This is a genomic window from Fibrobacter sp. UWB13 (genome assembly GCF_900177805.1).
Taxonomy (GTDB): Bacteria; Fibrobacterota; Fibrobacteria; order Fibrobacterales; family Fibrobacteraceae; genus Fibrobacter.
The window spans coordinates 808,382-822,766 of record NZ_FXAX01000001.1 but is presented as its reverse complement, the minus strand read 5'-3'; the positions used below and the strand labels follow the sequence as shown (position 1 = coordinate 822,766).

General features: G+C 50.5%; 10 protein-coding genes. 2 read left to right on the top strand and 8 right to left on the bottom strand.

Annotated features, from left to right (window positions below; translation table 11 throughout):
• Window positions 1–25 precede the first annotated feature (25 nt).
• Entirely contained in the window at window positions 26–1,396 is a 1,371-nt protein-coding gene (locus tag B9Y77_RS03465) for a chloride channel protein (protein WP_073424679.1), read from the top strand.
• A 239-nt stretch (window positions 1,397–1,635) separates the two neighbouring features.
• On the opposite strand, the gene B9Y77_RS03460 is transcribed toward B9Y77_RS03465, so the two are convergent.
• From B9Y77_RS03460 to hisS, 5 genes are all read right to left on the bottom strand, one after another.
• On the bottom strand, window positions 1,636–2,685 hold the full coding sequence (locus tag B9Y77_RS03460; RefSeq protein ID WP_244536518.1) for a peptidoglycan DD-metalloendopeptidase family protein: 1,050 nt from the start codon (window positions 2,683–2,685) through the stop codon (window positions 1,636–1,638).
• Window positions 2,686–2,957: 272 nt separating this feature from the next.
• Window positions 2,958–4,808 carry an MBOAT family O-acyltransferase gene (locus B9Y77_RS03455; RefSeq protein WP_085490479.1) on the bottom strand — a complete coding sequence of 617 codons (1,851 nt, stop codon included), beginning with the start codon at window positions 4,806–4,808 and terminating at the stop codon, window positions 2,958–2,960.
• A gap of 26 nt (window positions 4,809–4,834) precedes the next feature.
• Window positions 4,835–6,850 carry a GDSL-type esterase/lipase family protein gene (locus tag B9Y77_RS03450; protein WP_085490478.1) on the bottom strand — a complete coding sequence of 672 codons (2,016 nt, stop codon included), beginning with the start codon at window positions 6,848–6,850 and terminating at the stop codon, window positions 4,835–4,837.
• A 19-nt stretch (window positions 6,851–6,869) separates the two neighbouring features.
• Window positions 6,870–8,486, bottom strand: coding sequence for an SGNH/GDSL hydrolase family protein (locus B9Y77_RS03445; protein ID WP_085490477.1), 1,617 nt, complete (start codon window positions 8,484–8,486; stop codon window positions 6,870–6,872).
• A 2-nt stretch (window positions 8,487–8,488) separates the two neighbouring features.
• Window positions 8,489–9,772 carry a histidine--tRNA ligase gene (gene hisS, locus B9Y77_RS03440; RefSeq protein ID WP_085490476.1) on the bottom strand — a complete coding sequence of 428 codons (1,284 nt, stop codon included), beginning with the start codon at window positions 9,770–9,772 and terminating at the stop codon, window positions 8,489–8,491.
• Between the two features lie 208 nt (window positions 9,773–9,980).
• Between hisS and mdh the strand changes: the two genes are divergently transcribed.
• Window positions 9,981–10,922 (top strand): malate dehydrogenase, encoded by a 942-nt coding sequence (gene mdh, locus B9Y77_RS03435; RefSeq protein WP_014547218.1) that lies wholly within the window; start codon window positions 9,981–9,983, stop codon window positions 10,920–10,922.
• A gap of 434 nt (window positions 10,923–11,356) precedes the next feature.
• Here mdh and B9Y77_RS03430 read toward each other — a convergent pair whose 3' ends face one another.
• The 3 genes from B9Y77_RS03430 to B9Y77_RS03420 form a co-directional block, all read right to left on the bottom strand.
• Window positions 11,357–12,055 (bottom strand): outer membrane beta-barrel protein, encoded by a 699-nt coding sequence (locus B9Y77_RS03430; RefSeq protein ID WP_085490475.1) that lies wholly within the window; start codon window positions 12,053–12,055, stop codon window positions 11,357–11,359.
• Window positions 12,056–12,118: 63 nt separating this feature from the next.
• Window positions 12,119–13,129, bottom strand: a complete 1,011-nt coding sequence (locus tag B9Y77_RS03425) for a T9SS type A sorting domain-containing protein (RefSeq protein WP_254899904.1) — start codon at window positions 13,127–13,129, stop codon at window positions 12,119–12,121.
• Window positions 13,130–13,260: 131 nt separating this feature from the next.
• On the bottom strand, window positions 13,261–14,232 hold the full coding sequence (locus B9Y77_RS03420; protein ID WP_085490474.1) for a T9SS type A sorting domain-containing protein: 972 nt from the start codon (window positions 14,230–14,232) through the stop codon (window positions 13,261–13,263).
• Between the last annotated feature and the right edge of the window lie 153 nt (window positions 14,233–14,385).

Below are 14,385 nucleotides of genomic sequence, written 5' to 3'. Positions count from 1 at the left end.
TTTTAAAATTTCTATCTTGCGCTGCGTGAAGCGGATTCATCGTACAATTGCGAAACTTCTTGTGGTGAACGGTTACTTGCCGAAGCTTGGGCTTGCCGCGGTAATCGGTTTTGTGACGGGGCTTGTCGCTGTCGCGTTCCATTGGGGGCTTGACCACGCTGTGGATTGGGTTCGCATGCCGTGGACGCTTGGAATTTTGCCGTGGTACGCTTTTGCGGTGGTGCCTGCGATTGGCGGACTTGTTGTCGGGCTTTTCATCCACAAGGTGGCGCATGCGCCAGAGACGGCGGGGCAGGGCACCGACAAGATGATTTATTCTTTCCATCATCAAGGTGGGAATGTTCGTGCGCGCGTGGCTCCGGTCAAGTTCTTTGCTAGTATTATCACGCTTGCGACGGGCGGCTCGGCGGGGTACGAGGGACCGATTTCGCAGATTGGCTCTGGCATTGCATCCACGATTTGCAAGTTTTTTAAGATGCCGCGCATGATGCGTGGACAGTTCTTGCTGGCGGGCACGGCGGCTGGGCTTGGTGCTATTTTCAAGGCTCCGCTCGCGGGAGCGCTCACATCGGTCGAAATGCTTTACCGCGAGGATTTTGAATCGAACGCTTTTGCAACTTCTATCGTATCCTCGGTGGTGTCGTTTGCGATTTACGTCGCGTTTGTGGGGACTGCTCCTTTGATCGGTGGCGTGCCTGCATTCCCGTTTACGGGTGGCGTCGAGCTTTTGGCATGTGCGCTTCTTGGCGTGCTCTGTTTCCCATTCTCGTATTTGTATGTGCGCTTTTACTATGAGTCGGAACGCCGTTTTAGCAAGTGGAAAATCCCCGTTTGGCTCAAGCCTGCGTTGGGTGGCGCGTTCATTTCTCTGTTGATTTTTGCGTACCCGGAAGTTTCGGGTGGCGGCTTTGATTTTATTGACAACCTAATGGCGGGGCTTGTGCCGCATTCGCTGTGGGGCGTTTTGCTCTTGCTCGGTATCGTGCTTGCAAAGATTGTGGCGACCGCTCTTACGGTCGGTTCGGGCGGTTCGGGCGGTGTCTTTGGACCATCGCTATTTATTGGTGGCGTTATTGGCGCTATGTTTGCTGGAATATGCGAACTTGCGTTTCCGGGAGTTATTCGCATGCCTGAGATGTTCATCCTTGTGGGGATGGCGTCATTTTTTGCGGGCGCTGCAAAGGCTCCGATTGCAGGCGTTGTGATGGTCTGTGAAATGACGGGTAGCTACAGCCTGTTGCCGGGACTTTTGATTGCTTCTGTGATGCACATTGCGTTCTCGCGCAACTGGACTATTTACAAAAGCCAGGTGCTTAACAAGTTTGCGTCCCCGGCGCACCGTCGTGACATGGACCGCGAATTGATTCAAGCTTACGACAAGATTGCGAAGGAATAAGCCCGCTTGTGCGCTGTTGTAGCCTTCTCATTAGAAAAGAATATTTCGCTTAAAAAGGAGATGCCCTCTCGGCTGCGCAGTTTGCTGGTTGCCATATGAAATAGAAAAGTCGCGCAATCCCGCGCGACATTGTACTTTAGCTTCGCTAAAGTACCAACTGCTAGGCTCGGAAATGCCTATGCAAGCATAAGCGCTTCACTCGCCTTACGCAGTTGTCTTTCTGTCTACTTCCTACTTCCTTATGAGCAGCGGAGCACTTGTCCCGGACGGATCTTTTCAGACTTGAGGTTGTTCAAGCGCTTGATTTGTTCGACAGATGTGCCGTACTTGTGGGCAATCTTTCCGAGGCAATCGCCACGACGAACTTTATAGAACTTGCTCTTGCCGATTTCCTTCTGGTAGGCGGCTTCGATTTCCTGGAGCTTGTCTGTATCCAGCGTGACGGAAATATCTCTGAATGTGCCTTCGGCGAAATCGTAAACAGTTTCAGGATTGATGTAGATGCCGTTGTAGCGCATTTCGAAGTGCAAGTGGGCGCCGAACGAGCGGCCTGAGTTGCCTCCAACGCCAATCGTATCGCCAGCCTGGAGTTCATCGCCAACCTTGACCTTCCAGCGTTCGAGGTGAGCGTAAAGCGTGGTAAGACCATTGCCGTGATCCAAAATCACGTAGCGACCATAACCCTTGCGACGGCCCTGGTTGCGAACCTTGACGACCTTGCCTGCAAATGCAGCGACGATCGTGCGGTCTTCGCCGTGGCAGAGACCGAGGTCTACACCGCGATGCATGCGGTGCTTGCGCGGACCATAGTGACCTGCGATGCGGCGACTTTCCGTCGGGATGATGGAAGTCGTCATGTCGAGGACAAAAAGTTTTTCGGGAGCGCCCGTGGAAGCGGAGTCTGTTGTTGCCTTGATATCGGCATCTGCTTCGGCATATTCGCGTACGGCTTCTTCAGTGTCGAGGCTATCGCTATTGATGCCTTCTTCGGTCCCGAGATTTGCCGTGACTGCTTCTTTGACGCTGACGACAGGGGCAGCCTTGGCTGCGGCTTTAGCCTTGCGGGACTTGGATTTTTTATGAGTAAAGTTGCTTTCGTTGATGACGAACTTTCCGACGGTTTGGGCTTCGGCTTCTGTGGCGAAGTCGTTGATACCATCGATAGTCTGGTTCAATTCTGTACTTCTGGATTCAACGAGACGAGGAACAATTTTTCCCGCCATGTCGTCATCTTTTGCGAAAAGTGCGAGTGGCAGGACTCCTGCAATGAGTATAGTTTTAATTTTCATAAAAATAGGGGGTCTATATATATGGACTCAATAATACTCAATTTTTTGCGTTTTGTCACTACATTTGGGATATTTTTTCACTAGATATTAACAAGAAAACTTTGTGTAACATTATTGTAAATTTGAGTAACCTATCGTGTGCTCAAATTGCAATAAATATGGTCAAAATGTCGGATTTTGTCTTAAAAAAATCCCGCGAATCTCGCGGGATGACATTGAATTGCTACAAACGATTGACCACTGACTAATGACTAATAACCATTGACCAATAACTAGAATTGGAAGTAAATGAACGGACAACTGTCTGCGCTCATGAACTGGTAAATCACGAAGATGATGAACGCCGTTGCCGCCACCATTCCCGGAATCGGGAGCGATGCAAACGTGATGCGGTAGCGGGATTTCACGCGCTTCGGAATCCAGTGGATAAGCATACCAGCGATGAACACGAGTATGATATTGATGTGTTCCCATGCAATCGGGAGAATCGTGTCCCAGCGCCAGGCGGTACCCATCTGGTGCACCATGTTCTTTGCCGTGTTCCATGCGACTTCGTTTGCTTCAGCCGGGTCGAGGTTTGAACCTGCGCGGAAGAAGAGACGCGTGAACGTGATGAACACAAACGTGAGCGTCACATTCCATGCGGTCGTGAGCCACGGCAATTGTTTTTGGCAGAACAAGTGATAAATGATGGTCGAGTAGATGCCCACGAAAAGCACGCCGAACCACACGGCTGTAATGGCGCATATAGGAATTGTGTAGTGCTTGTAGAGAATCGCGCTCAGTGCAAAGAATCCAAGAGCAATCGATGCGCGGACAGTCGCGCTGCGCTTGACCCAGAGCTTGTTGAACACCTGGCCAAAGCCGTTCAAACCGCCCCAGATGATGAAGTTCCAGCTAGCGCCATGCCACCAACCGCCGACAATCTGCGTTGCCATAGCGTTCATGTTCGTGGTAATCGTCTTGCGGGATTCCGGCTTGAAGTAGGCGAAAATCGCAATGTAGAGGAAGAACACGCCAAGAGCGATGCCGACCCACATGCTGCCAGAAAGGAGAATGGCCACAAGGCTCAAGAAACCCATCCAGAAGAACGTGCCGACGGTTGCGTTTCTGTTACCGCCAAGGGGGATGTACAAGTAATCGCGCCACCAGCTAGAAAGCGAGATGTGCCAACGGCGCCAGAATTCGGTCGGGCTCTTGGCCTTGTACGGGCTGTTGAAGTTTTGCGGCAGACGGAAGCCCATCAAAAGTGCAACGCCAATAGCAATGTCCGTGTAACCCGAGAAGTCGGCGTAAACCTGTAAAGAATAGGCGAAAAGGGCAATCAGGTTTTCAAGGCCGGTAAAGAGGAGCGGTGTATCGAAAACGCGGTCCACAAAGTTTGTGGCGAGGTAGTCGCTCAAGATAATCTTTTTGGCAAGACCGTTCAAAATCCAGAACACTGCCATGCCGAAGGCGCGACGGGGGAGGAAATACGGCTTGTAAAGCTGTGGCACAAACTTGTCAGCACGCACAATCGGTCCTGCCACGAGCTGCGGGAAGAACGAAAGGTAAAAGCCGAAGTTCAGGATGTTGTCTACGGCCTTGATCTTACCGCGGTAAATGTCGATGCAGTAGCTCATCGCCTGGAACGTGAAGAACGAAATACCGACCGGGAGGATAATCGTATCGACGAGCGAGTGCGTGTTGAACATTGCATTGCTTGCGGCGGCAAAGAAGTTGTACACGTGGAGCTCGATGCCGGTAAAGTCGTAAAGTGCATCCAGGAAGAAGTAAGAGTATTTATAATAGCAGAGCACCAGCAAGTCGATAATCACGACTATAATCATCAAGAGTTTCTTTTTCCACTTTTCTTCTGCTTTCTCAATCCACTTGCCGATGAAGAAGTTTGCTATCACGCAGAAGATGAGGATGCACACGTAGCTGCCGCTCGTCTTGTAGTAGAAGAACAAGCTTGTCGCAAACAGGAATGCGTTGCGGAGCAAAAGCTTGCTGTGGACTAACGAGAAGATGGCGAAAACGACCGCGAAGAAACCCCAGAAATAGAACTGGGTGAAGAGTAACGGGGAGTTCGGGTCAAACGCGAATGTGCGGGTCAGGTAGGGGATGATATAGTCAAGCATGATTTTTGGGCTTGTAAATTAGAAAATTATTTGGAGTCCGTCGCACTGGGAGTTGGTGTTGTCGGCGATTCCGCTGCTTGAGCTTGAGGTTTCAGCGGAATTTGAATTTTGGGTTGCGCGGGTTGTGCGGTTTGTTTTACAACTTCAGGCATTGGAACATCTTTATGAGCTGCGGCGGCTAGCTTTGGCATTTGCGGTGGAGCAACCGTTTTTTCGGCAGGCTGTTTGGCTGCTACTTCTTTTTTTGCCGGTGCTGCTGTTGGAGCGGGGGCTGCGACCTTAGCTTGAATTGCAGCGGCTGCCTTTGCATTTGCCGGGGCTGCAGCGGGAGCTGTAGCAGATGCCGTGGCTGTGCTCGAAGCTGTTTTGGCAGACGGTGTTGGCGTCTTTGGGGCTACGCTCGATGCTGCCGGAATTGTCTTTGGTGTTGGGGCTGGAGTCGGGGTTGCTGCGGGTTTTGCCTGTGCAACGACCGGAGCTTCAGCAGGGAGGCTTGCTATGTGGTCAAAGTATGCCTGCATCAAAGCTTTGTAGAACATGTCGCCGAGCAACTGGTAACCGGCGGTCTTGAAGTGGACCTTGTCTTTCTTGGCGAGGTCCGCCTTTTCCCATTTAGCCATGGAACCTAAGCCTCCCATGATGGAGAACTTGTCCCAGACGCCTGCCTTGTGCTTGTCGGCGAGCATAAAGAAAGCCTTGCGTGCGACTTCACCGTTCGGGTGCTGCACGTATTTTTTCTTGCGGACCTTGCGGTAGGAGTCGTTGTTTGTTTCGAAAATGAAAGCCGTCTTGGGACTCACCTTGCGGATGCGCTTGATGAGCATGTCGTAATCTTCGCGGAACGCCTTGTCGTTAAAGACGTCAACGTTGGCATCGTTAATGCCGATGGCGAAAATCACGAGGTCCGGCTTGTAATAAGACATTTCCTTTTCAAAGAGCGGGCATGTCTCTTCAAAGTAGTTCGAAACCTTCGCACCGTTGATGCCGACGTTCGTGTACGTGATGCCTGGTGCATTGTTTTCTGCCAAGATGCCCGTGAGCGTAAAGTGCGGGCGAGGCGGAACCGTATCTGCAGCGGCAGAATCTAGTGCGGCTTGCAAGTCTTCATCGCGGTTCAGGCAGTTTGTATCGAGAACGTCTTCGCAGTCGCCCTGGAACATCGAGTCTGCGGCAACTGCCTGTGCCATTTGCTGTGCGGAACTTGCCGGAGGCGTAATGCCGAGCGAATCCATGCGCAAAGAATCGGCGACGCGGGCGAGCGAGTCTGCGCGGGCCACAGAATCCTTGTAGAGCGAGTCCGTGATGAATGCGGCGACTTCTGCCTGCTTGGTCGTATCTGCCCAGCGGAACGCAATCTGGATGGTGTCAATCGGGCGCGGGCTCGTGAAAACGTAGCTCTGGCTAGAGGCATCGAACGTTCCAAAGACGTCCATGGAATCGATGCGGAGCACCGGTTCGACGTCGTTGCTGTCGCTATAGCCGAAAACTCTAAAACTTGTTTCGCCCCAAATCGGTTCGGTATTGTACTTGTCCAAAAGGAGCGTGATTTCGGCACGCGGGTCGCGAGTGCTGATGGCAATGCCAAGGAGTCCGAGCGGTTTAGTGATTTCGTGCTGGACGTTCTTGTTCTTGTCCCAGATGCCTTTATAATAGCTAGCGTAACTTGCAGGGGTGTTTGTCCTAGCTGCCGAATACGGGAATACGAAACCGCGGCCTGCCGATGCACCCGGATATTCCTTTACCAAGTGTTCGCGGATGCGGCCCGAGATGACGTCTGCCTGCAAGTGCGAACCGCCAATGTGGAGGATGCGCACCTTGCCCCTGTTCTCGAAAACGAGCGTGTCGAGCTTCTTGAAGAACGGCTCGAAACTAGCGCTCCCTTGCGGGAACTGGATGGTATTCAAAGACGTATCGATAAAATCGTATTTCGTAAAGTCAACGTCATAATAGCCTGGGGTTATTTCCATGTCCTTTGCAGAAACCATGGATCCCATGCTAACGATGCCAAGTATGGCAGCAATGACGGCAAGCTTTTTCTTCACTTAACACCCCCTCCGGTATTTAAGGATTTAGCTTTTCTTTGTTCAAATCAATTACTTTGGGCGTGTCAGCACTAGCCTGTTTTTTATCCGAGAACTTTCGGATGTCCTTAAGCTTCGAATCGTTCAGCTTGTGCCTTTCGCGGAACTGGAAGTAATCGTAATACATGTGGAGCGAAGAACAGAACAGATCGCCCATGTAAGCTGCACCCTTGCGAGTGAAGTGGACATGGTCGGTAAAACCGAGTGGCGGAGATTTCTTGACCCACTTGATCATGGCGCCTTCGCCACCCATCACGCGGTGCATATCCCAGTAAGCAAGTCCGTTTTCAAGAGCCACTTCACGAAGCATCTTGATGGTAATGCCAAGTCCCGGATAAGTTTGCCATCTGCCATTAATTTGTTTTGCCATGTCGGCAGGACCAATGAACAAAATGTCTGCATCCGGGTTTGCCCTTTTGACAGCCTGAATTTGTCTGGTAATGAGCTTTTTGCTCCAGTCAAGAGTCTTGGGCGTCATGCTCGGAACCATGTTTCCGCCATATTCCATGATGATGAGCTTCGCATTCATTGCCTTGTAAGATTCGGCAAGGAGCTGGCTATCGATCTTGTGGAATACTGTACCCGAGCTACCGCGCATAGCTACGTTGTCCACAGCGACACCATAAGCACCGTCCACAGAAACGGCATAAATTTCCGTGCGACCGCTCAGGTAAAGCTTGATGTTCGATGTCGTGTCCGGGAGTTTCCACGTATAAACTCTAAGCTTCGTGTATTCGTCCAAAGTCGGATCTGCGGCGGTTTCTTTCTTGTTCTTGATTTTGAACTTGGGGCTTCCGTCTGCATTTTGTCCCACGACTTCGTTTACCATGTGTTCGTAGGTAAGGCGAAGCTTCAAGTTGCCACGTTTGGCGGCGAGAACCCTAATGGTAGAATAGCTACCGACGTGCGGGAACATATCCTTTTTGTTTTCGCGTTTCTTGACACCGATGACGGCAGAACCATTGAGTTCGCCCACCTGTGCTAACGGACCATAGCGGTTGTGTGTCGCCTGTTCTTCCTTGGGGCCAAAGACAATGTAACGCTGCATGTTGCCATTGTTCCACTGCGAAGTCGACTGCGACGGAATGTGCATCACGGCAGGGAGCATGCCCGGACCATTACCGCCAAATTCCGTTTGCAAGTCTTCACGGATAGCCGAAGAAATGCGGTCTTCTTCGAGCTGCGAGTCGCCATAGTGGATGATGTGAACAACGCTAGAATCCTTTTGTGCCTTTTGAAGGTTTTCGAAGAAACGATCAAACCACGTGAGGTCGTTGTCTGGCAGGTCAAAGCGAGTACGGCCTTCTCTAAAGAAGTCTTCGTAGTACTTGAGAGAATCCGAGTATGCTGCAAATTGCTTTGCCTTGGTCTCTTCCATCATTTGGCGGATGGCTTCTTCCGGATCGACCTGTTCGACTTTGACGGTGTTTCCAGCGGAGTCCGTTGTCGTTTCGGCCTTCTCGAAAACCTGGGAAAGCTTCGGGTAGCGGAGCGTCGTATCGCCAACATGGATTCCGTCTTCAGGGTAGGCAAGCGCCATCAGCCCGAGAACGAGGTACAGAGAAATGATGCTGAGTAATACTTTTACTGGAGTCATAGTTAAGCTTTCAGCTGTTCAACAATCGCGGCGACATCGCCAACGTGCATGGTGCCGTCGCGGAGGTCCTTGAATTCGAACTGACCGGCTTGGGCCTTGTCACCATCGACATAAACGACGATGCTTGCGCCCTGGTAGTTGGCCTGTTCCAGCTGCTTGCCCATCTTCATGGTGGCGAGCGGGTGAGAAACAGAGTTGCCGTTTGCGCGGAACACCTGGGCCGTTTCGAAGATCTTTTTCATGTCGTTCGTGAAGCTTGCGATGTAGAAGTCCACATGCTGCTTCGGGCTCGGCAGAAGTCCACGTTCGCGGAGGAGGTCGGCGAGCACGACATCGCCCATGCCAAAGCCCACGCCCGGGATGCGGTCGCCACCGAGTTTTTCGGTGAGGCTGTCGTAACGTCCACCGCCTGCGATAGCGCGCATGGATTTACCTTTGTCAAAGACTTCGAACACGATGCCTGTGTAGTAGGCAAGGCCACGCACAATGGACAGGTCGAGGTTCACGCATTCGCTAAAGCCTGCTGCGGCAAGCGTTGCGAAGAGGTTTTCGATTTCAGCGAGAGCTGCTGCTGCGTTTTCGCTCTTGACGGCCGCTTTCACTTCTTCGATGGACTTGCAGCTCATGAAATCGTCGAGCTGCTTGATCTGTGCTTCGGAGAGGCCTGCTTCGGTAAGTGCCTTGGCAAATGCTTCCGGACCGATTTTCAAGCGACGGTCAAGAACCGGGTAAACGAGAGCCGGGTTCGGGGCGCCAATTTCTTCGAGGTAGGTGGCGAGGAGCTTGCGGCTCGAAACGCCAATGGCAAAGTCAGCGTCCTTGAGACCGAATTTGCGGAGCATTGTAGCGATAGAAGCGAGCAAGTCTGCTTCGGCGTAAATGCTTTCGGTGCCGATGATGTCCATGTTCAGCTGGAAGAATTCGCGGAGGCGACCCTTCTGAGCCTTTTCGTAACGGAACAGGCGCGGCATGGAGAACCACTTGAACGGCTTCTTGAGTTCGCGGGCCTTCTGGATCACGAGGCGGGCGAGCGTCGGCGTCATTTCGGGGCGGAGTGCGATTTCGCGGTCGCCCTTGTCCTTAAAGTTGTAGAGCTGGCTTACGATTTCTTCGCCGGACTTGCCGGTGTAAAGTTCCAGATGCTCAAACATCGGACCTTCGTATTCTTCGTAGGCGAAGCTTTCGGCGACTTTGCGCCATGTGTCAAAAATATAGTTCTGGATGCGCTCGGCTTCCGGGTAAAAATCGCGTGTGCCCTTGGGCAGTTGAGGAATAGCAATACTCATAGTGGGCTCAAATTTAGTAAAGTTACTAGTTAGTCGCTATTGGCTATTACAAAAATGACGGTTTCCAGTGCACTCATTGTCTTCTTGCCTTTAACGGGAAACTCCTTCTCGTATGACAAAGAAATAACATTGTAACGTTGCCGGTTTTACATTTCTTTTGCTATATTTGACACGTAAAATTTTTAATACCTTAAAAGGAAGGTTAATCATGGCAAGAAAGAAGATTGCACTCGTTGGTGCTGGTCAAATTGGTGGTACAATGGCTCTCGTGCTCGCACAGAAGAACCTCGGTGACGTCGTGCTTATCGACATCCCGATGACTCAGGGCATGCCGAAGGGTAAGGCTCTCGACATTATGGAAGGCCGCTCCGTCATCAATTCGTCCGTTGATCTTCAGGGTTCTACTGATTACTCCGCTATTAAGGGTGCTGACGTTGTTATCGTTACCGCTGGTTTCCCGCGTATGCCGGGCATGAGCCGTGACGACCTTCTCGACAAGAACTGCGGCGTTATCAAGACTGTTGCTGAAGCTATCAAGGAAAACGCTCCGGATGCATTCGTGATCGTTATTACGAACCCGCTCGACGCCATGGTCTACAACATGCAGAAGCAGTCTGGTCTCCCGGCTAACAAGGTTATCGGTATGGCTGGCGTGCTCGACTCTGCTCGTCTCGCTTGCTTCGTTGCTGACGAACTCGGCGTTTCCGTCGAAGACGTCAAGGCTCTCGTTATGGGCGGCCACGGTGACACGATGGTTTCCATCATGGAATGCGTCTCTGTCGGTGGCATCCCGGTTTCTCAGCTCATGAGCAAGGAAAAGTTTGCTGAACTTGCAAAGCGTACTGCTGGTGCAGGTGGCGAAATCGTGAACCTCCTCGGTCGCGGTTCTGCTTTCTACAGCCCGGCAACTTCTGCTATCCACATGGCTGAAGCGTACCTCCTCGACAAGAAGAGCGTGTTCTCTTGCGCTGCTAAGCTCAATGGCGAATACGGCGTGAACGGCCTCTACTGCGGCGTGCCGGTTGTCGTTGGTGCAAACGGTGTCGAAAAGATTCTCGAAGTCAAGATGAGCGCCGAAGAAAAGGCTGCTTTCGACAAGTCTGTCGAAGCTTGCAAGAAGAACGCTGAATGGGTTGACGCACATACCTAACCGTTCGCGTCAGAATCAAATAGAAATATGTGAGCGACGCTCACTCTCGCGAAAACGCCTGGCTAATGCCAGGCGTTTCTCGCTCACACGTAATCAGACCGCTCGGCTCTTATGCATGGCGGGGACTCCGTCTTCGCCTCGCTCTCGCAACCACGCCTCGTTAAATAAATCCAAGCCGAATACAGCAGAAACAAGCTTGCTTGTTTCTATTGTTGAGGCGCCGGTTTATGCGATGAAATCGCAATACGAGGCGTTTGTTGTTCACGGGTTCCATTTAATGTCATTCCCGCTACCGAGTGGGAATTTCCTTCTTAACAAAACAGCCCGCGGGTAGTACCCGTGGGCGTTTTTGTTTTGTGCTCAAAGCTTTCTATTAAAACAAAAACAAAAAAGCCTCCGATTAATCGGAGGCTTTTGAGTTCTTTTAACTAAGATTAGTTTCTGTAGCCGAACCAGTAACCAATGTTGAAGTTGAGGCGGCTGTAAGACCAGTTTGCGTTTTTCTGTGCAATGGAGTAGCCCATGATGTTTAAATCAACAACCTTCTTTTCTTTGTAAAGATCCGTGAGACCGTGCGTGTAGGTAAGGCTGATTTCGAGACCGAAATTGAATGTTGCACCGATGCCACCTACGATGCCCAGGTTAACGGCGCTTGGTTCATACATGCTTTCGTAATAATCGTCTTCTTTTTGGCTACCAGTGTTGTAGGATTCCAAAATGTTGAAGTCGAATTCCAAGCCGAGTTCAGCGAAGAAATTGTTTGTGATGTAATAACGAGCTGTTACAGGGAGCAAAACGTCCAAAGCAGAAACCGTTTTTTCATCATTGGAAGAAACGGACATGTTGAAGCCACTGCCACTGTTCTTATTATCGGATTCAGAGCTGAGGCGGAGGCTCACGCCGAGTGCCGGGTGGACATAAAGATTGGGGATGATTCCAATCATGGCGTTGTAAGCAAGCGTAAGGTTGATTCTGTATCCCAACAAAGCGTCGAAATCAGGTGCGTCGCTGCCACGGGCGAATTCTGTTGTTTCCGAGAGAGAAATGCCTGAGGTAAACGGTTTGGAAGGTGTTGCGAAAGAACTTGCTGCAAAAGCCAACACAGTTGTTGCAATCAAGAAAATTTTTTTCATTAGATTCTCCTTGGTTTGATATGATTTGTACCAATGATAAAAAATATTAAATATTTTGTCTATTTATTTTAACAAAATTTTACGAACTAAGTTTGTTGATTTTCCAACAACATGTATCAAATAAACTCCTGCTTTGAGCGCGGCGAGGTTGAGCGTTTGGGCGCTGTTGCCTATAGCTCTTTTCATCACGACCTGCCCAAGAGAATTTAAAACCTCGACGGTGGCGGTGGACTTGATTCCCGTGAATCCAAGCGTGCGCCCGTTCAAATTAGTCTTGATTGCTGAAACACCGCGAGCAATCTTGTTTTCTTGTTCGAGCCAAGGTTTGATGCATTTTTCTGGGCATGTTCCGTCTTTCGGACCTACCGCGCAAATATTGAAATCGTAGTCCCCGGAATCCGCCTGAATTTTAAATTTGATAGAAGCCAATTGTTTTGCTGCTGTTTCTCCGTCAAATTTGACAGAACCATCGTACCCTGAAGGTTGTTTAAAGTCGGACCATGAGGCGATAATTCTATTGTCCGTTTTGGAGGCTGGGAGCTTTACTGCAGGGAGTGCGTAATTCATCGTTGAATCAATGGTGTTGCCAAGCCCAAGTTCTAGGTATATGTCCGCATCAGAGGAGTAGGTTACGCAGAGTCCACCCCAGGCAGAGGCGTCACCCGTGGCTAGAATTGGGCTATCTTTTGATACTTTGCCGACAACGTTGAATGCGACGCCCACGAACGGTTGTGCGGTAGGCGCTCCTTCTCGTAAACGGGCTGTTCCACAAATTGCGGCGCAATATTCTACGACAGGATCAAAAAAATATTCGACACAGTTGTATTCGTGATCATAACATGCTTCGGACATGGTATATAACCAGGAGCCTGGTCTAAGTTCCCCGCCTATTATTCCATAAGTTTCTATTTCGTAATAATCATTAAAGTCGTACCAAATTCCGTAGGTATTGGTTTCGTTGCCTAGTCCGGTTTCTACTCTTGTGGCGTAATCAGCTCCAATCCAGGTTTCGAATGTGCCTGCGTAAATGGCTGACGCAGCGCAAAGTGCTGCCAACATAATTTTTTTCATCATTTACCCTCCAAATGTTGTAATCCTTCGACTCCTATGTCATGCCCGCCACTGAGCTCTTTGATCACTTAGTGCTTCAGCACTTACGTGAGCATGATCCGCGTATGGGGAGGGCATCTCCGTCTTGAACAGTTTTACCTCAGTACAATCTTCTTTGCAAAATGGACGTTTTTCCCGCTCACGCGCACCATATAAATTCCCGCATTGAGCGCGGTGAGGTTAAGCGTTGCCGCGTTATTCGTGGCGTTGTTAATGGAGCCTTTCATCACGACCTGCCCAAGAGAATTTAAAACCTCGACGGTGGCGGTGGACTTGATTCCCGTGAATCCGAGCGTGCGCCCGTTCAAAATTGCGCTGACTGTGGATGTTCCGCGAGCGATTTGAATCCCTGTACTTGGCGTTCCGCATTGTTCTGGGCATGTGCCGTCTTTGGGGCCGACCGCGCAAATGTTAAAACGGTAATCGCCGTCTTCTGCTTGTATCTTGAATTTGACCGCGGTGAGTTGCTTTGCTGCAGCTTCTCCATCGATTTTAATGGATCCGTCGTACGACGAAGGCTGTTTAAAGTCGGACCAGCTGAAAATCATTCTATTGCCAGTCTTGGAGGTGGGCAATTTGACTGCCGGACTTGCATTATCTATTATGGGATCGTCGGTATCGTCAATGTCGAGTTCTAGGGCTATGTCTGTATCCGATGTGTAGGTTACACAGAGTCCACCCCAAGAAGAGGCGTCGCCTTTGGCTAGAGAGAAATCGTGTTCTGAAATCGTTCCGACAACGCAGAAGGCTACATTTGCGGAAGGAACGTGGGATGAAGTTGCTTTTCTGAGATGGGCTGTTCCGCACATTCCTTTGCAATAATCGATGATTGGGTCATATTTATTGGGTATCCATTCTGGGCTTAAATCAATGTCCCAAAGTATTTGGGACTCGGCACCATCGCTATCGTCTGAATAGGCTACCCAGTATCCGCTTATATCTGTTTCGTTGCGGAGCCCAGTCTCAACTTGGCTGGTTACGTTTTCGTCTGCTCCGTTCCATGTGATAAACGGCCCTGCAAAAGTTGATGTTGCTGCGCAAAGTGCTGTCAATAAAAATTTTTTCATCGTAAACTCCCATGTTATTCCCCTAACGGGGCTTGACTGCTGCGGGTATCAAATGCGAGTTCACAAGTGACCTCTCGCTTGATACCCTTGCATGTCATTCCCGGCGCCTGTCCTCGCTTGACGGGGATGACCGGGAATCACCTTCTCGTATTT

Coding starts and splice junctions, on each gene's coding strand:
- B9Y77_RS03460 (WP_244536518.1), bottom strand. CDS start 2,685: ATGAAAATTAAAACTATACTCATTGCAGGAGTCCTGCCACTCGCACTT.
- B9Y77_RS03455 (WP_085490479.1), bottom strand. CDS start 4,808: ATGCTTGACTATATCATCCCCTACCTGACCCGCACATTCGCGTTTGAC.
- B9Y77_RS03445 (WP_085490477.1), bottom strand. CDS start 8,486: ATGACTCCAGTAAAAGTATTACTCAGCATCATTTCTCTGTACCTCGTT.
- hisS (WP_085490476.1), bottom strand. CDS start 9,772: ATGAGTATTGCTATTCCTCAACTGCCCAAGGGCACACGCGATTTTTAC.
- mdh (WP_014547218.1), top strand. CDS start 9,981: ATGGCAAGAAAGAAGATTGCACTCGTTGGTGCTGGTCAAATTGGTGGT.
- B9Y77_RS03430 (WP_085490475.1), bottom strand. CDS start 12,055: ATGAAAAAAATTTTCTTGATTGCAACAACTGTGTTGGCTTTTGCAGCA.
- B9Y77_RS03425 (WP_254899904.1), bottom strand. CDS start 13,129: ATGATGAAAAAAATTATGTTGGCAGCACTTTGCGCTGCGTCAGCCATT.
- B9Y77_RS03420 (WP_085490474.1), bottom strand. CDS start 14,232: ATGAAAAAATTTTTATTGACAGCACTTTGCGCAGCAACATCAACTTTT.